The 17,032-nt window shown below is 46.2% G+C and carries 14 protein-coding genes; 5 read left to right on the top strand and 9 right to left on the bottom strand.

What is annotated here, in order from left to right:
* Window positions 1-120: 120 nt before the first annotated feature.
* Window positions 121-1,941: a signal peptide peptidase SppA gene (gene sppA / locus QUB66_RS14850; RefSeq protein ID WP_265237184.1), complete on the top strand. Its 1,821-nt coding sequence runs from the start codon at window positions 121-123 to the stop codon at window positions 1,939-1,941.
* A gap of 235 nt (window positions 1,942-2,176) precedes the next feature.
* On the opposite strand, the gene QUB66_RS14845 is transcribed toward sppA, so the two are convergent.
* Window positions 2,177-2,446, bottom strand: a complete 270-nt coding sequence (locus QUB66_RS14845; protein ID WP_265237186.1) for a GlsB/YeaQ/YmgE family stress response membrane protein — start codon at window positions 2,444-2,446, stop codon at window positions 2,177-2,179.
* A 298-nt stretch (window positions 2,447-2,744) separates the two neighbouring features.
* Here QUB66_RS14845 and QUB66_RS14840 point away from each other — a divergent pair, with 298 nt between their 5' ends.
* The gene (locus QUB66_RS14840) at window positions 2,745-3,932 is read left to right on the top strand and encodes a tetratricopeptide repeat protein (RefSeq protein WP_332967320.1); all 1,188 of its coding nucleotides are present in this window, start codon (window positions 2,745-2,747) and stop codon (window positions 3,930-3,932) included.
* 173 nt (window positions 3,933-4,105) lie between these two features.
* On the opposite strand, the gene QUB66_RS14835 is transcribed toward QUB66_RS14840, so the two are convergent.
* Window positions 4,106-4,816: a carbonic anhydrase gene (locus tag QUB66_RS14835; protein ID WP_332967319.1), complete on the bottom strand. Its 711-nt coding sequence runs from the start codon at window positions 4,814-4,816 to the stop codon at window positions 4,106-4,108.
* A gap of 217 nt (window positions 4,817-5,033) precedes the next feature.
* Between QUB66_RS14835 and QUB66_RS14830 the strand changes: the two genes are divergently transcribed.
* Window positions 5,034-5,849, top strand: a complete 816-nt coding sequence (locus tag QUB66_RS14830; protein WP_332967318.1) for an MOSC domain-containing protein — start codon at window positions 5,034-5,036, stop codon at window positions 5,847-5,849.
* A 169-nt stretch (window positions 5,850-6,018) separates the two neighbouring features.
* Here QUB66_RS14830 and QUB66_RS14825 read toward each other — a convergent pair whose 3' ends face one another.
* From QUB66_RS14825 to QUB66_RS14815, 3 genes are all read right to left on the bottom strand, one after another.
* The gene (locus QUB66_RS14825) at window positions 6,019-7,632 is read right to left on the bottom strand and encodes an adenylate/guanylate cyclase domain-containing protein (protein WP_332967317.1); all 1,614 of its coding nucleotides are present in this window, start codon (window positions 7,630-7,632) and stop codon (window positions 6,019-6,021) included.
* A gap of 75 nt (window positions 7,633-7,707) precedes the next feature.
* Complete coding sequence (gene ylqF, locus QUB66_RS14820) at window positions 7,708-8,562, bottom strand: ribosome biogenesis GTPase YlqF (protein WP_265237196.1); 855 nt, start codon at window positions 8,560-8,562, stop codon at window positions 7,708-7,710.
* A gap of 298 nt (window positions 8,563-8,860) precedes the next feature.
* Complete coding sequence (locus QUB66_RS14815) at window positions 8,861-9,274, bottom strand: universal stress protein (RefSeq protein WP_265237199.1); 414 nt, start codon at window positions 9,272-9,274, stop codon at window positions 8,861-8,863.
* A gap of 185 nt (window positions 9,275-9,459) precedes the next feature.
* Here QUB66_RS14815 and QUB66_RS14810 point away from each other — a divergent pair, with 185 nt between their 5' ends.
* Both QUB66_RS14810 and QUB66_RS14805 read left to right on the top strand, forming a co-directional pair.
* Window positions 9,460-10,659 carry a phosphoglycerate kinase gene (locus tag QUB66_RS14810; protein ID WP_265237202.1) on the top strand — a complete coding sequence of 400 codons (1,200 nt, stop codon included), beginning with the start codon at window positions 9,460-9,462 and terminating at the stop codon, window positions 10,657-10,659.
* A gap of 191 nt (window positions 10,660-10,850) precedes the next feature.
* Window positions 10,851-11,567 carry a pentapeptide repeat-containing protein gene (locus QUB66_RS14805; protein WP_332967315.1) on the top strand — a complete coding sequence of 239 codons (717 nt, stop codon included), beginning with the start codon at window positions 10,851-10,853 and terminating at the stop codon, window positions 11,565-11,567.
* Between the two features lie 125 nt (window positions 11,568-11,692).
* Here the strand turns inward: QUB66_RS14805 and QUB66_RS14800 are convergent, their stop codons facing one another.
* The 4 genes from QUB66_RS14800 to QUB66_RS14785 form a co-directional block, all read right to left on the bottom strand.
* The gene (locus tag QUB66_RS14800) at window positions 11,693-12,358 is read right to left on the bottom strand and encodes a response regulator transcription factor (RefSeq protein ID WP_265237206.1); all 666 of its coding nucleotides are present in this window, start codon (window positions 12,356-12,358) and stop codon (window positions 11,693-11,695) included.
* Between the two features lie 314 nt (window positions 12,359-12,672).
* Window positions 12,673-14,019, bottom strand: coding sequence for an EAL domain-containing response regulator (locus QUB66_RS14795; RefSeq protein ID WP_332967313.1), 1,347 nt, complete (start codon window positions 14,017-14,019; stop codon window positions 12,673-12,675).
* A 425-nt stretch (window positions 14,020-14,444) separates the two neighbouring features.
* On the bottom strand, window positions 14,445-14,714 hold the full coding sequence (locus tag QUB66_RS14790) for a hypothetical protein (RefSeq protein ID WP_332967311.1): 270 nt from the start codon (window positions 14,712-14,714) through the stop codon (window positions 14,445-14,447).
* An 80-nt stretch (window positions 14,715-14,794) separates the two neighbouring features.
* Window positions 14,795-16,726, bottom strand: a complete 1,932-nt coding sequence (locus tag QUB66_RS14785; RefSeq protein WP_332967309.1) for a serine/threonine-protein kinase — start codon at window positions 16,724-16,726, stop codon at window positions 14,795-14,797.
* Window positions 16,727-17,032: the final 306 nt, after the last annotated feature.

The following is a 17,032-nucleotide window of genomic DNA, read 5'->3' as shown; positions in this document are numbered from 1 at the left end:
TCACCAAATGTTAATTACCAAATGTTAATTATCAACGGTCAACTGCTAATTACTAACTATCAACTGTCAACTGTCAACTATCAACTGTCAATTATCAACTATCAACTATCAACTATCTAAATGAAAGATTTCCTAAAATATACTTGTGCAAGTTTGCTCGGAACCTTCCTCGGACTGTTGCTGCTGGGCGGCGTTGGATTGGGAGGACTGGTACTGTTAATTACTGTCGCGGCATCGTCATCTAAAGATTCAGGCCCGCAAGTTAAAGATAAGTCTGTATTGGTATTAGACCTTTCTTTAAATATCACGGACAGCAAACCGAGTCGCAGCACTAGCGCGGCGATTCAAGAAGCGCTTTCGGACGAGTCCGGCGATGCTGTGACGCTGCGGACTGTTTTAAATGCGATCGAATCTGCGAAAAAAGACCCGAAAATCGTGGGTATGTATCTCGAAGGCAGTTCGGATGCCAGCAGCAGCGGGTTTGCTAATCTCAAAGAAGTTCGATCGGCATTACAGCGCTTTCGAGATGCCAAAAAACCCATTATTGCTTACGAAATGGACTGGAGCGAGCGAGATTATTACCTCGGTTCAGTTGCAAATACAATTGCAGTCAATCCTTACGGATCTGTAGAAATCAACGGTTTTAGCAGTCAGGCAATGTTTTGGACTGGTGCTTTGGAAAAATACGGCGTGGGAGTGCAAGTGACTCGCGTCGGCAAATACAAGTCAGCCGTTGAACCATTTTTGCTCAAAAAAATGAGTCCAGAAAATCGCCAGCAAACTCAAAAATTGCTCGGAGATATTTGGGGAGAATACCTAAAAACTGTCGGGCCAAGTCGCAAATTGACCGTTCCGCAACTGCAAGCAGTGGCAGATAATGGCGGAACTTTGATGGCTGATGAAGCTCTCAAAGGCAAGTTAGTTGATAAAGTTGTATACTTTGACGAAATTGCCACCGAACTTAAAAAACTGACAGGAACTGATGCAGAAAATAAATCTTTCAAACAGATAAGTTTGAAAAATTACGCGAGAATTGCTGAGAATAAAAACTCAACTCGCGCTAACAAGAAAAATCAGATTGCTGTACTTTACGCTGAAGGAGAGATTGTAGACGGGGAAGGCGGCCCGACTCAAGTAGGAGGCGATCGCATCGCTCAAGAAATGCGGAAAATCCGCGAAGATGACGACGTAAAAGCAGTAGTTTTGCGCGTTAACAGCCCCGGAGGCAGCGCGACGGCGGCGGAAGTCATCGGGCGCGAAGTCGCGCTGACGGGCAAAAAAAAGCCAGTTATCGTGTCGATGGGCAACTTAGCAGCTTCCGGCGGCTATTGGATTTCGATGGGTTCTAGCAAAATCTTTGCCGAAGCGAGTACGATTACTGGTTCCATCGGCGTTTTTGGAATGCTGTTCAATGCCGAAAAATTGGCTGCTAACAACGGCATAACTTGGGATGTGGTGAAAACCGCCCGCTTTGCCGATACTAACACGGTTTCCCGCCCGAAAAATCCTCAAGAATTGGCAAATATTCAGAAAATAGTCGATCGCATTTACGATCGATTTGTTACTAAAGTCGCCGACTCCCGCAAACTGCCGAAAAACAAGGTGCAAGAAATTGCTCAAGGCAGAGTCTGGTCTGGTACGGCAGCGAAACAGTTGGGTTTAGTCGATGAAATTGGCGGGCTAGAAGATGCTGTTAGAGAAGCGGCGAAGCAAGCTAAACTCGGCGACGATTGGCAGTTGGAAGAATATCCAAAACGCCGCAGTTTCGAGGAGCAAATTTTGGAAAGAATTTCCGGCGTTCATGTGTTAAAACCAGCCACCAAACTCGACCCGCTGACGGCAGAAGTTAAGAAAATGCAGGATGAATTGGCTGTTGTCAAGTCGATGAACGACCCGCAAGGAGTTTACGTTCGCTTACCTTTCAACTTGCGGATTGATTAACCTTACTCTTCAACCCGCGCACCATCCGGGTTTTGTTTGTGTAGTCGCGGTTTCAACCGCCGAGTCCGATCTTCAACCCGCGCACCATCCGGGTTTTGTTTGTGTAGTCGCGGTTTCAACCGCCGAGTTTCAACTGAAAAACTGAAAAACTGAAAAACTGAAAAACCCGGTTTTTTCAAGAAACCGGGTTTATGAATACCCTAAAAGTCGATCGACTGGGAATTGGCAATATTTATTATGCTGCACGCTGAGTCAACAATCCCCAGATGAAAAGTACCACGATCGCGCCGATGACTGCAAAAGCTATGCTGGGTAGAGTTAATGCTCCGAAGGATGCCCCCGCGCTAGTCCCCACAAAGACTTGACCTAGATAACCTCCCACTAGCGCACCCACAATTCCTAAACCTGTTGTTGCCAGGAAGCCACCGCCTTGAGTTCCCGGATAAATGGCTTTGGCGATCGCACCGGCAATCAGTCCTAAAACGATCCAAGCAATAATTCCCATTTCTCTTTCTCCTGAGTGCTTAACTTTTGTCTGCCTTGTCTTATGTTCTAAGAATAACAACAGATATCCCGTCCTTTCCTCTACCGTAGGGAGGAACCAAAAGTGGTAGATTTTTTGATGAATCGTCGGATTTTGAGGCTTTTTAATCAGTCAAAAGAGTTAAGCCATTTTTTTTCGCGCCGAAAGATACTTATACTTGAAGCCGAAGGGAAATAAAAGAATTTTTTCTGGGACTTTTTGTGTTTTACTGGTAAAAAAAATTACAATATTTCTGTCAAACTAGGAAAATTGACCGCCGATGAATCTAAGTCTGTGCACGATCGTGAAAAATGAAGAAGCAACACTGTCGCGGACTTTGGACAGCGTTAAGGGTGTTGTTGACGAAATTGTGGTGCTAGATACCGGTTCGGGCGATCGCACCCGTGAAATTGCCCGAGCATCCGGGGCCAGAGTTTATGACTTTGAATGGTGCGACGACTTCGCAGCCGCGCGCAACGAGTCTCTCAAGTACGCCCAGGGCGACTGGATTTTGGTGTTGGATGCCGATGAGGTGCTGGTACCGGAGATTGTACCTCAACTTAAGCAGGCAATTAAGAGCGATCGACTGCTGCTAATCAATCTCATCCGCCAAGAAATCGGCGCATCTCAATCTCCCTATTCCCTAGTGTCGCGCTTGTTTCGCAATCGCCCCAACCTCCGCTTTTCTCGCCCATACCACGCAATGGTAGACGACAGCGTGGCTGAGATTTTGCAGCGGGAACCGCAATGGAAAATAGCTTCTCTCCCCGATGTGGCGATTTACCACTCTGGTTATCACAAAGATGCGATCGCCACCAAAGGTAAATTCCAAAAAGCTCAAGCAGCAATGGAACGCTACATAGCTTATTATCCAAACGACGCTTATGCTTGTAGCAAATTAGGCGCGCTGTACGTAGAAAGCGGGGAACTTCAGCGGGGAATTAATTTATTAATAAAGGGCTTGACTGCTGCGACAATTGATGATTCTATTGTTTACGAACTCAACTATCATTTGGGAATTGCTTACCGCCAGCAACAGCAATTCGCCAAAGCAAAAGAACACTATCAAGTCGCAATTAATACAGATGTCTTCCCGGCGCTCAAGTTAGGTGCTTACAATAATTTGGGCAATTTGCTCAAAGATGAAGGAGATTTGCCAGCCGCTGAAAAAGCTTACAAAGCAGCCTTAAAAATTGACCCCAATTTTGCAGCAGGTCATTACAATTTGGGACTGACGCTGAAAGCAGCCGGAAATTTGGCAGATGCGATCGCCTATTACCGACAAGCCATTAAACTCGCTCCCGAACACGCCGAAGCTCATCAAAATTTGGCAGTAGCGCTGCTGAAAATTGGTAAAATGCCAGAGAGTTTAGCAGAATTCAAAAGAGCGATCGCCCTTCACGAACAGCGCCGCCCCTTTGAAGCCGAACGCCTGCGCCGGGGACTGCAAGAAATGGGTTTAATCTAAACTTGCATATCTACTTTATTGACTAATGACCACTCTTCGACTTCGCGATCGGGCAAGATGACCAATGACTAATGCCCAATGCCCAATGCCCAATCCCTCCGCTTCGCTTCGCCCAATGCCCAATGCCCAATGCCCAATGCCCAATGCCCAATGACTAATGACTTACAGCAAAATCAAGCAATTATCTCTACTTTGCCGCTATCCAAATCGTAGCGCGCCCCAACAACTTTAAGCTTACCTGCTTTAACTGCTTCAGCTAAAATAGGCGACAAGGATTGTAACTTATTTACATTCATTTTCACATTAGCTCTGACTGCGTTATCCCACGCATCACCTGTTTGACCTTTAGTCGAATCAACTGCCGGTTTAATCGCCGCCACCAAAGTGCTAAGGTGACCTGGAAGAGCTTTGCCATCTAAAGCTGCTTTAACAGCACCGCAGCGTTCGTGACCCAAAATTACTAATAGCGGAACTCCTAATTCTACTACGGCATATTCCATATTTCCGAGAACCACATCATCGAGAAAATTTCCAGCTATTCGGATATCAAATAAATCCCCCAATCCTTGGTCGAAAATAATTTCGGGAGTAGCCCGCGAGTCAGAACAAGCCAGAATGGTTGCAAACGGATGTTGACCCTCTGCTACTTCTACAATTCGCGATCGAGTTTGGTCGGGAAATGTCCGTTTTTGCTCAATGTAGCGTTGATTCCCCTCCATCAATTTTTTGAGAGCACCGTCGGGAGTAATGTCAGAGATTCCCTCTGCCTTTGCGACTTGAGCTTGTAAAAGCACAGGTGCAATGCTTGCCACCAGCATCCCTGCACCAGCCCTCAACATTAGATTACGTCGCGAAATCATACCTGTTTTTTGGCTTTGTGTCATTGGCTGCAACTCGGTTCAATTGTTTGTATTTTTTAGCATAATATATACCACAAGCTTAGCCAGACTTGTTTAATTTTTCTTTACAAGCAGCTACGGCAAAATGTAAACTTCAAAAAGTTGCCCCTTTTTATTTCATAAAGCTAACAGCAGTCATGCTTCTGCCTGCAAGGGATGCTAGAATGTATCTAAAACGACAATTATTTATCAATGAATCGCAATGTCTTACGTCGCCAGCATTCATATCTATCCGGTCAAGTCCCTTGACGGTATAGCTGTCAGTCAAGCCACTATTCTAGCCAGCGGATCTCTAGAAGGCGATCGCTCTTTGGCAATCTGCGATCAAGCAGGAGAATTGGTTAACAGTAAGCGCAACTGCGGAGTCGATTTTCTGCACTTATCATTTGACATCAAACAGAGAATTGCCTGCCTGAAAATTAAAGACACCGAACAAGAATTTTTTTTTCATGTAGATAGAGAACGCCCAGGCATAGAATGTTGGTTGAGCAGCTACTTCGGTTTCCCCGTCAAGTTAATTGAAAACTTGCTGACAGGCTTTCCCGACGATACCGCTACACCGGGGCCAACCATTATCAGTACCGAAACAATTGCCGAAGTAGCATCTTGGTTTCCGAGAGTTTGCGTTAACGAGATGCGCCACCGCTTGCGAGCTAATATTGAAATAGGAGATGTCCCGGCTTTTTGGGAAGACCAACTTTTCCCAGAAGCCAATGAAGTTCTCAGGTTTAAAATAGGGACAGTAATATTTGAAGCTATTAATCCCGGTCAGCCCTGTATCCGATCTACGCGAAATTATGCGGCGACAGAAGCTTATTCAAACATCAAAAATGTACTAGCAGCCAAGCAAAAAGAAATTATGCCTGACTTGGTAAAAATAGGGCGTTTAAATAACTTTAGTCGGCTGATAGTTAACACGCGAGTGCCACATCAAGCAGCCGGACAAATAGTACACATAGGAGATGAAGTTCAAATCCTCAGCGTCAGCAAATCCCTATTTAATAACATTCCTGATTAGTTCTCAAATTTTTATGAGAAATTCCATTCCTCACCGATCGCTAAATCCTTCTGACTTAAACGTCGCAATGACAGTTGACAGTTGACAGTTGACAGTTGACAGCTTGCGAAAGAGAAGGGTTGACTAATGACCAATGACCAATGACCAATGACTAATGACTAATGACCAATTACCTTTGATTTCGGTTGGTACTATAAACCACAATCGGTCTGTCAATTCCTTTAAAACGGAAATCTCCCATCGGCTCAAAACTTTGGGGCGATCGCAGCAACTTGTAAGTAGCTTCGCTCACCACACATTCCCCTGGCAGACAAATCCCCTCCATCCGAGCGGCCAGATTAATTGTCGAACCCAACACAGTATAATCAACTCTTTTAAAACTGCCGACATCCCCAATTATCGCCTTGCCACTGTTAATAGAAATCCGCAATTGCAGCGGTTCACTCAAACTGTTATTGGCATTGAGTTTGTCAAGACGGTTGAGCATTCCCAAAGCAGCGGCCACAGCCCGATCGGCATGATCCGGTTGAGGTTCCGGCGCTCCAAAAAATGCCATAATACAATCTCCAATAAACTTATCTAAAGTTCCTCCTTCGCCAAAAACTTCTTGCAACATTTCCTCAAAAAAATTGTTGAGCAACCGGGCAATTTCAGGTGGACTCAACCGCTCCGACATCGCAGTAAAGCCAACAATATCTGCAAACAAAATGCTGATTTCGCGTTCCACAGGCGGCAAGCGGTGATTGATTAAAGTTCCCGTATTCATTAAATGCTGGACAACAGCCGGAGAGTGATAGCGTTCCAATCTTTGCCGCATAGTTTCTTCGGTGCGGAGTTTCTGTGTCAGCAGCCACCGCTGCACGCTGGAAGCGACGATATTGCCTAAAGCTGAAAAAAAGCTCAAGTCTTCATCTCCGCCCTGATGCCACTCTCTAGAAGTCAGTTGAGCGTCGCCGTAAAGCACTCCAAAAACTGTATTTTCATCCCAGAGAGGAACAGCTATCGCCGTGCGAATTCCTTTATCGATCATACTCAGATTGTCATCAAACTGTTCGTCAAACTGAGCATCCGCAGTTTTGAGAGCAACTTGTTCTTCCAATACTTTGCGGCAAATAGTGCGGCCGATCCAACTGCCGTCAGCGGGGATATATTTATTTTTAGCTGTGTTTCTGGCAGCAGTTTTAATTACTTTCAATTCGCCGTTATTTTGGAAGTGTATTAATAGTGCCAAACGTTCAATGTTTTTGATGTCCCGGAACACAATTTGCTGGACTTGATCGAAAATTGCTTCGATGGATTCAGCGGTGTTCAAATACTTGGCAATATCGACTAAATATTTTAAACGCGAGATCGCTTGTTCGTAGTTTTTTTCGATTTTTGTGTCGGGTTCTATCCACTGCTTTTGCAGTTCTTTGGCTTTGCCGAGGATGGTAAATCCTTCGGGCATGGTGCCGATTTCGGGAAGTTGGGGGTCGGAGCGATCGAGTAAAACGACAATCAAATTAATCCGGTGTCCCAAATAAATCACATCGCCCTGATTGACTACGTGAGGTTGGTTGAGGGGACTGTTGTTGAGTAGTGTCCCGTTGGTACTGCCCATATCCTCAACTAGCCAATCCCCTGAAGCTATTTTAAACAAGCGGGTGTGGTGCCGGGAAATGTCAGAAAAAGGCAGTTGTAAATCGCATTTTAGCAATCTACCGATAATAAATTCCTCGCCCTCGACAGGCACGGTTTTTTCGATGATTCCATTAATTTGAAGTTCCAGATTCAATTCATTCATACACAGCACCGCTGTTGAATTTTCAAGACTTTGATAAGAATTGAATTCATCAGATAAAATCTTCCACCAGTCCGATCAAGTAGGCGGCAACTCCAAATTAAGCTGACCCAACACACCTGTTCTAAAATCGTTTAACATCTGCCGCGCCGTTCGTTCCACATCTCCTTTATACCTGTCTTTTGCTACCTCGTGCAAATAATCTTCGCCATTACTAGATGCTATATCTAATTTATACCTGGATTTGAAACCAGATACTGACATCAAAGTTTCATCAGCAGCCTCAAGCTCTAGGAGCAAATCTACCATAGCTGCGGCTACTACCTGATTGTCGTAAGCTGCTTCGCCAATATCTTCGCAAATAGCTAATTTTATGGCATTTTCTTGATTGTTAATGCGGGTGGGGATGATTCCGGGGGCATCTAATAACTCAATTTCGTCAGAAATGCGAATCCATCTGAGTGATTTAGTTACTCCAGCTTTGCGGGCACTGTCTACCACTCTCCGCCCTAACAGCCGATTGATTAAAGCAGATTTTCCGACATTTGGGAAGCCCATTACTACGGCGCGGACTGGACGGGGTAGCATACCTCGATCGAACCTGCGTTTATTTAGCTGCACCCCAGCTTCCTGGACAGCATCGGAAACATCGTGTACTCCTTGCCCGTGCTCGGCATTGGTAAAATAGGCGGTTTCTCCCTGGGACTCAAACCAGGTTTCCCACGCCTCGCGCGATCGACCAGTAATCATATCCATACGGTTAACGACCAATACTCGCGGCTTACCGCCCACCCAGCTCGGCATTTGGGGGTGGTAAGTAGCCAATGGAATGCGCGCATCTCGGACTTCGAGCACCACATCTACGCGCTTTAGTTGTTCTTTTAATGCCCGTTCAGCTTTGGCAATGTGACCGGGATACCAGTGAATTTTCATAATATGAAGGAAGTTCGGCAACGGATTTTGTAACGGATGTAACGGATGTAACGGATGTAACGGATGGGCGAAAAAAGGAGTCGAGAAGAAGGAATAAAGAAAGAAGAAGAAGAAGAAGAAGAAGAAAGAAGGAACTAACCGCAGAGAGCGCAGAGAGCGCAGAGCAAAAGAAGAGGGAATAAATAAGGAAAAGGGATTAAGGAAAATGCAAAAAGCAATAAGAAAGAGTTGTCTTCCTTCTTCCTTCTTCCTTCTTCCTTCTTCCTTCTTCCTTCTTCCTTCTTCCCTCTTCCTTCTGTTAAGGCACAATCAAAACTGCACAAGGAGACAGATTGATCACTCGACTGGTAACGCTGTCAGACGCTCCATCATCAGTTAAACCCATCCCCCGACAGCCCATCACAATCAACTCGGCCCCAATTTCGTCAGCCACATCACAAATCGTGAAAGCGGGTTTGCCTTCTCGTTCTATGATTTCAGCTTCGATTCCCTGCTGGGAAAACATCGATTGGGCCTCAGACAGCAGTTTGGCGACGGCTTCGGGGGAAGTCATCACCTCTGGCGGCTGGGTGTCGCCCTCCTCGGCTGGGGGTTCGACTACCGACAGAATAACTAAACGAGAGCCGTAGGTTTTCACAATGTTGACAACCTTTTCCGCGGCTTCGCGGGCTTCTTGGCTTTGATCTACAGGAAATAAGACAGTCTTGAACATAGTTCGCATTTCCCGGACACGGACTCCGATAAAATGTTTACGTTGAGCCAAATCAGTGCCGTTTGTTTCATCTTCCGTTTTGTGTGCGGGCGCGGTTGAATGCGTCCGAGGCGCCAAGTGCAAGTGACGAGTGCTGCCATTTCAACGGAATTAGACAAAAACACAAATATTAGGAGGTTAATCCTGTGACAAAAAAAACTGTAGCAAATTTATCAGCATCAGACTTATCGGGCAAACGGGTATTGGTGCGGGCGGACTTTAACGTGCCGCTCGACAACGGCAATATCACTGATGATACTCGCATCCGGGCTGCTCTGCCGACTATTCAGGATTTAGCGTCGAAGGGCGCTAAGGTCATTTTGTGCAGTCACTTCGGGCGTCCCAAGGGTGTGACGGAGAAGTTGCGCTTGACTCCGGTTGCTAAGCGGCTGTCGGAATTGTTGGGGAAAGAGGTCAAAAAGACTGACGACTGTATCGGTGATGAAGTGGCTGCTACAGTGGCGGCGATGGCTGATGGCGATGTGGTTTTGCTCGAAAATGTCCGTTTCTATCCAGAGGAGGAGGCAAATGACCCGGAATTTGCGAAGAAGTTAGCTTCTGTGGCCGATTTGTATGTGAATGATGCTTTTGGTACGGCTCACCGGGCTCACGCTTCTACTGAGGGTGTGACTAAGTATCTGAGTCCTTCTGTGGCTGGGTTTTTGATGGAGAAGGAATTGCAATATCTCGGTAGTGCGATCGACAATCCTCAGCGTCCCTTAGCTGCTATCATCGGTGGTTCTAAGGTTTCCAGCAAGATTGGAGTCATTGAAAAACTGCTCGAAAAGTGCGACAAATTGCTGCTGGGAGGCGGCATGGTGTTCACGTTCTACAAAGCTCGCGGTTTGAACGTGGGTAAGTCTTTGGTGGAAGATGACAAGTTGGAACTGGCTAAGTCTTTGGAAGCTAAAGCAAAGGAACGGGGAGTTACTTTTCTGTTGCCTACTGATGTGATAGTTGCTGATAAGTTTGCTGCTGATGCTAACACTCAAACTGTCTCCGTTGAAAACATTCCCGACGGTTGGATGGGTTTGGACATTGGCCCGGATTCAGTGAAAACTTTCCAAGATGCTTTGGCCGATTGCAAAACGGTAATCTGGAACGGGCCAATGGGCGTGTTTGAGATGGAGAAGTTTGCTGCGGGTACTGAAGGTATTGCTCATTCTTTGGCGGGAATTACTAAAACTGGTACTACCACAATTATCGGCGGCGGTGATTCAGTAGCGGCTGTGGAACAGTTGAATTTGGGCGCAGAAATGAGCCACATTTCTACTGGTGGCGGTGCTAGTTTGGAACTGCTCGAAGGTAAGGAATTGCCTGGTGTTGCTGCTTTAGATGAAGCTTAATTAAGTTAAGTAGGGCGGGCAAAGCCCGCCTTGCTGGAAGCAGGTCTAAATTGTTGGCTGCGAATCATGTTTTTGAAGATTTACCGCAGAGGGCGCAGAGAACGCAGAGCAAGAGAAAAGAGAGAAGGATATGGGTTTAAAGTCTACAGTTTGCTAGTATAATTTGTTTGAAGTAGCAGTGAGGTTTGTTTGTGAAACTTAAACTCTTGGCAACTGTAACGGCTTGTTTAGCTTTGTTTGGGCTGGCAGCTCCCGTCACAGCTCAAAATCCAGATCATGTTAGGCAATTGCTGGAAACTAAAGAGTGCGAAGGCTGCGATTTGAGAAATGCTGATTTGTTTAAGGCGAGTTTGTACAGAGCTAATTTAAGAGGAGCTGATTTAAGCGGAGCTAATCTCTACGAAGCTAATTTGCTAGAAGCAGATTTAAGTGGCGCTAATTTGGCGAATGCTAATTTAGTTAATTCGGAGATGTATGGGGCTGACTTGGACAGTGCTAATCTGCGTAATGCGGATTTGTCTAATGCTTTTTTGGGGCGGGCAAATATGACGAGAGCTGATTTGCGCGGTGCTAAACTTTTTAATGCTAATTTGGGCGAAGCTTATCTGCTACAAGCTAATTTATCGAATGCTGATTTGCGGCGTTCGCTGCTGTTTAGGGTTAATTTGAGTCGCGCTAATTTAAGCGGTGCGGATTTGTCTTTCGCTGATGTGCGCGATACTAATTTGCAGAGTGCTATTCTGTCTAATACCAGGCTTCCTAGAGCTCAATTGAGCGGGACAAATATCGATGCGGTTAATAACCTGCGTCAGGCTGATTTGGAGCGTGCAAATTTGCGGGGTACGAATTTGGGGCCGGTTGTTTGTGTAACAACGAATTTTCCTTATTGTGTTTTCAGTGTGGAATAATATCATTTCCAAAGAGAACTACCACAGTCTGATTGGTTTGTAGTGAGGAATTTAGTCCTCACTACAAACCGTTTTCTATTACGGGTAATTAAAGGCTGGCGCGCCCTAAGTTGTTGAGATATCAGCTAAGTTTGAGGTGGTTTGTATCCCCTTTCTAGGGCGAATTTCACAAGCTGGGCGCGATTTTCTAACTGTAGTTTGCTGAAAATGCTGCCTAAATGAGCTTGGACAGTTCGGGGACTAATAAATAGTCGATCGCTAATTTGTTTGTTAGTATAACCCTGGATCACCTCCCAAAAAACTCTTTCCTCGGCTGGTGTCAGAGGTAAAGGTGCAGGGTTAGGCAATACTGCGACAACTTTTGGTTCCGGCGCCCAGGCGGTAGAAGTTTGCAACAGTCGGACAATCTCAGCGTGAATGCGGTGAGAGCGTTCTAACTGCGCTTTCACTTTAGCCAAGATTTCTTCAGAATGAAAAGGTTTTACCAGATAATCGTCCGCGCCGATCGCATGACCTTCAACTTTTGCCTCAATTTCGCCTTGACCAGACAAAAATATAAACGGCACCAATTGTCCCAAACGTGTAGTGCGCAAGCGGCGACAAAACTCAAACCCGTCCATTTCCGGCATCATCACATCGGAAATTACTAAATCTGGGGGGGCATTCTCAAAAATCGAGAGTGCCTCAGCGCCAGAAGTAGCGCATTCAACGCGGTATCCTTGACTTTCCAGGTACATTGCTAAGACTGTTTGACAGTCTGCTTCGTCGTCAACTACTAAGATTCTTTCCATTACAGCCTTGCACCAATTCGTCAGTTGACAGTTCTTGAAACTGCGGTTCCCAAACTAGGAACTTAAATGAGTTTACTTGCTGCAACTTGATCAAGGTTCCCAATTTCAAGACGGCACAATTCCTCAAATAGTCCAATTACGGGCGTCAAGCGAATAAAATGGGAAGAAGTAGAGGAATATTGGGGAAAATTTCCTTTTTTTATTTGCCTATCCAAAAAAGTTACAATTTTTTATGGGGCATCGTCAACTTTTCCGCAGAAAATAGCAGCTAAAAGCCAGAATTTTGTTTTATTATACACAAATCCTGCTAACGTTTACACTATTCCTAGACTCGACATGGAAAGGTTTTTAGATTTTTCTGGTTCGGACAGGGGTACAAAGGGCATAACGCGAGCAGTTGCAGCAGCAGCGGGCGGCGCGAACAAACGCTGGTCGGCAACTAGGATACTTTCAAATATCGTTGCGGGTTCGGGGCGGCTGAACAGATACCCCTGGATGATGTCGCAGTTGTGCTGTTTCAAGAAAGCTAGTTCTGCTTCTGTTTCCACTCCTTCAGCAATTACTGTCATATTTAAGCTGTGACCCAGTAAAATTACTGCTGTGGTAATAGCAGCATTTTGAGCGTCTTCGTTGGCATTTCGCACAAAAATGCGATCGATCTTTAAACTGTCAAAAGCATATTGCTTGAGATATCCTAAAGTCGCATAACCTGTGCCGAAGTCGTCAATGGCAATCCGAATTCCGAGAGCTTTAAGTTCGTTTAAAGTTGTGCCTGCGACTGTCGCATTTTCTACCAAAGCGCTTTCGGTCATTTCTAATTCTAAATTAGCAGGCTCCAAGTCTGTAGTTTCTAATATTTGCACGATTCGGGCCTTGAGTTCCGGGTCGGACAACTGCCGGGCCGACAAATTTACTGATATTGTAAAAGGCGAGAACCCCGCTGCCAGCCAACTCGCAGCTTGAGCGCAAGCTGAAAGCAGTACCCACTCGCCAATCTGAATAATTAAACCTGTTTCTTCGGCTAAGGGAATAAATTCGGCGGGAGAAATTATACCTCGATCGGGATTTTGCCAGCGCACCAAAGCTTCAGCGCCGATAACTTGTCCGGTAGCAATATTCACCTGCGGCTGATAGTATACCTGAAACTCACCTTGTGCCAAAGCGCGGCGCAGCAGAGCTTCCAGAGCCAATTTTTCGGGAGAAAGGACACAAACCTTGGTAGAGTCGTTAACTAAATCTTTGAGTCTGGCTTCTGCTTGGTGAAGCGCGACTGTCAACGGTTGGGTAATAGTTTGCCGTTTCGAGACGCGAGAAGCAATGGCCCCCAGCAATTCAGCCTTAGTAAACGGCTTTGTTAGGTAATCGTCAGCCCCCAATTCCATCCCCCGACGAAAATCGGTTTTGTCACTTTGAGCTGTGAGGAAAATAAATGGAATTGTTGCAGCTAGCGAGTTTTGCCGCAGAGTCCGCAACACGTCATAACCGTCTATCTCCGGCATCTGCACGTCGCACAAAATTAAATCGGGGATCTCCGAAAGTGCCATCTGCACACCAAATCGACCGTTTTCTGCCACGATGACCCGGTAGCTGTGAGATTCCAGGAGTTGTACAAGAGTTTCCCGGATTAATTCGTCGTCTTCAATGACTAAAATTTTGAGCATGATACTTAGATTACAGATGGCACTATATATCAGAACCTGACTAACTCTAGCATACTCAAACTAGCGATTTACTGATTAGGCCAATTAGCCAATAAATTATTAGCCATTTGGCTAATGATTTATCTTCGGTTTTTAAGTCACATTAAAGAAGTGGCTAATTTGGGAAGAGTTCGAGGAGAGAAAACTGCTGCGCCAGACTATTTTGATAAATTTTTATGACAAATTATCGGTTGTTTCTCATAAAAAATGCCGTCAACACTTTCACTGCGCGGATGGCGGCAAGATCTATATAATGTCCGGTCAATTCGCTCTAAAAAAGTGTTCGCTCGTTCTGACTTTAGTCCTATGATGAATACGGACTAAAGTCCGAACGATCAAATCAATTTTATTGGATAGTTCGAGGGGACATCGTAGGATGCACTGGATTAATTCACAGGCTTAGTGGAATTTGTGCAAAACTTGTCATCTACAATTGCAGAATTGATCCTGACAGCCTGCATTGATGATGACGGAATGATCAGGTTTTGCGGAACTATAACTGTCTTTTTGCAAACCAGTTCGCTGCTGCCTACAGAGGCAAAGTTCCAAGCATAAAATTCGGGATTGCTGACTGTCGCACTGGCGGGATATAAACCAAATGCAGTCACTAATACTAATCCCAAAGTTACTAAAGCTATGATCGCGAATCTCAGCATATTCTTTTTGTAAACCGGAAAATTTACCCGATCGGGATTACTTGATTATCGCCCGATCGCACTTCCTGCGTCAATAGCCCTTATTTGATCGCCAGATTCAATTCGTAGGCGATCGCCTCGGATGACTGAGAAACCACCACAAATTCATAAAAACCAGCCTCATCCAGAGTTCCAGACCAACTTACCTCCTCTGCATCTTCCAGCAGAGCCTTGGCTTTGTTTGTCCGCCCAGGAGAATAAATTGATAGCAGAGTCGATTTGCCCGCAGCTTGCAAATTTACACTCAAAATCTGATTTTGGGCGAACCGGGCTATGTAAGCTTTGCCTTCTCCGGGCTTGAGATTGCCCGTGAGGGCTTTGCTGTTGGAGCGGCGGTCAAATTCAACACTTTCGAGAGTTGCTCCCGCTTGCAAAGCTGTGAGGGCGTCGGCGGTAATTGCTTGCCAAATTTGTCCGATCGGCAAACCGATGATATTTTTATTCCGTGACTGCTGTGGAAACCAATAAAAGAACTTAGCATCAGCCAAATCGTACAGCGCCCGACTGCTCAAATTCAGCTTGTTAACCTCCGTTTTCCAGCGCTGGATATCGGCGGTGTCGTAACTGCCCAACCGCGCTCTAGCGTCGCTGCTGAGGTTTTCGAGCTTGTCGAGCAAGTCGTCGCCGATTTTCTGCCATTTTTCGCGCCATTGGCGATCCTCGTCGCCTTCTTTTAACAGCCGCCCGTTCAATTCTGGGTATTTGGCATAGAAATTTTCATCTACAAGATTGACGTAACCGTTGTAAAATCGATCGTCTATTTTAAGTTGAGAGTAGCGATCGCGCAAAGCATCCTCTTGCTGCTGCTTCGGGCCCGGAGTCACGGGAATCTTCTGCACTTTTGATTGCAAATTTAACACATAATTGCCCGCAAACCAGCCAACTCCGCCCATACTTGAAAGCACTGCCACTACGAACAAAAACATTTGCCAAGCAGGCATCTTTTGTTGATTGCCAATCATCGCAACTCGCACCGGAGTTCCCGGCAGTTTCGGGGCGGGGGCGGGTATGGGTATAGGCGCGGTGAGAGGTGTGTGATCCGGTGGTGGCTGCGTCAGCCCAAAATCCGGCGGTGGGGATGGTTGTGCCTGTGGCTGTAACAGCGGATTACCTTCGAGAGCGAGCAAAACCTCGCGAGCCGAGGAGTAACGCTGGCTCGGCTGGTGAGCGAGCATTTTATCCAGCACCAAGGACAAATTCGGGGATAGAGAACAGTGCGATCGCCAGTTCCAATTCAACGTCTGACTGTCGAGCAATTGATGCGGTTCCTTCCCCGTCAGCAACACCAAAACCGTAGCTGCGAGGGCGTACAAATCGCTGTGCGGATAGACAATCCCCATTTGCATTTGTTCGACGGGAGCATAGCCGAGTTTGCCGATGCGAGTCGCGGGGGCGGGAGTGACATTAGTTTCAGTTTCAGCAAATAGAGATTCTACGGTGGCGGCGACTTCTTTGACTCCGCCGAAGTCAATCAGTACGGGCATTCCGTCAGATAGGCGCAGAATCAGGTTGTCGGGGGAGATGTCGCGGTGAATCACTCCCAAGGAGTGAATGTATTCGAGGACTGGTAAAATCTGAATCAGCAGTTGATTTATTTCTGCTTCTATGAACCGCAAACCCTGACGTTTGCGGGCATCCAGCAGAAAGCGGTAGGTTTGGCCAGGTACGTAGTCTTGGACGAGAAATAGATAGCCTCGATCGACTATACTGACGCGAAACAGTTCGCGGAAGCGCGGGATTTGATTGTGTTGCAGCTTGTAGAGCACTCCGGCTTCGCGCTCGAAGAGTTCCTCGGATTTTTGTAAGGCGTAACTTCCTTGTACTTGGGGCGCAAATTCTTTTAAAACGCAGGGTTCGTTAAATCGGTGGGCATCTTCAGCGAGGTAGGTGCGCCCGAAGCCTCCGTGTCCCAATTCGCGGACTATGCGGTAGTGGTTGTTGAGAGTTATGCCGGGGTAGATGGGATTGTTCATTGGAACTTGCTGCGTCGGATGTTTACGCTTGATTGAGATTGGGAGTTTTGGGCGATCGCGCTAATTAATCTTGACATAGTGTGTCAGTGTTGATTAGTCGATCGGCAGCTTGGCTATCCCCTGCGGTTATTCTTAAACAAGCGGTTGTCTGCGATACAAGTTTATGGATTGTGCCGTGTGTGCGATCGACCTCAAAATGCGATCAAATTTTTAGTAAGCTGTTGTGCAGTTAAATGATATATTGAAGTTCCCTATTCCCTACTCATCTCCCCCTCTCCCCCTCTCCCCATCTCCCCCTCTCCCCCT

The organism is Microcoleus sp. A2-C3 (assembly GCF_036706065.1).
Classification (GTDB): Bacteria; Cyanobacteriota; Cyanobacteriia; order Cyanobacteriales; family Microcoleaceae; genus Microcoleus.
Note: the sequence above shows the minus strand (reverse complement) of the source record. Positions and strands in the feature narration are given on the sequence as shown.

What these genes read in the sequence shown, in the direction of transcription:
- QUB66_RS14840 (WP_332967320.1), top strand. Translation starts at nt 2,745, where the DNA reads ATGAATCTAAGTCTGTGCACGATCGTGAAAAATGAAGAAGCAACACTG.
- QUB66_RS14845 (WP_265237186.1), bottom strand. Translation starts at nt 2,446, where the DNA reads ATGGGAATTATTGCTTGGATCGTTTTAGGACTGATTGCCGGTGCGATC.
- ylqF (WP_265237196.1), bottom strand. Translation starts at nt 8,562, where the DNA reads ATGAAAATTCACTGGTATCCCGGTCACATTGCCAAAGCTGAACGGGCA.
- QUB66_RS14830 (WP_332967318.1), top strand. Translation starts at nt 5,034, where the DNA reads ATGTCTTACGTCGCCAGCATTCATATCTATCCGGTCAAGTCCCTTGAC.
- QUB66_RS14825 (WP_332967317.1), bottom strand. Translation starts at nt 7,632, where the DNA reads ATGAATGAATTGAATCTGGAACTTCAAATTAATGGAATCATCGAAAAA.
- QUB66_RS14795 (WP_332967313.1), bottom strand. Translation starts at nt 14,019, where the DNA reads ATGCTCAAAATTTTAGTCATTGAAGACGACGAATTAATCCGGGAAACT.
- QUB66_RS14835 (WP_332967319.1), bottom strand. Translation starts at nt 4,816, where the DNA reads ATGACACAAAGCCAAAAAACAGGTATGATTTCGCGACGTAATCTAATG.
- QUB66_RS14785 (WP_332967309.1), bottom strand. Translation starts at nt 16,726, where the DNA reads ATGAACAATCCCATCTACCCCGGCATAACTCTCAACAACCACTACCGC.
- QUB66_RS14790 (WP_332967311.1), bottom strand. Translation starts at nt 14,714, where the DNA reads ATGCTGAGATTCGCGATCATAGCTTTAGTAACTTTGGGATTAGTATTA.
- QUB66_RS14815 (WP_265237199.1), bottom strand. Translation starts at nt 9,274, where the DNA reads ATGTTCAAGACTGTCTTATTTCCTGTAGATCAAAGCCAAGAAGCCCGC.
- QUB66_RS14800 (WP_265237206.1), bottom strand. Translation starts at nt 12,358, where the DNA reads ATGGAAAGAATCTTAGTAGTTGACGACGAAGCAGACTGTCAAACAGTC.
- sppA (WP_265237184.1), top strand. Translation starts at nt 121, where the DNA reads ATGAAAGATTTCCTAAAATATACTTGTGCAAGTTTGCTCGGAACCTTC.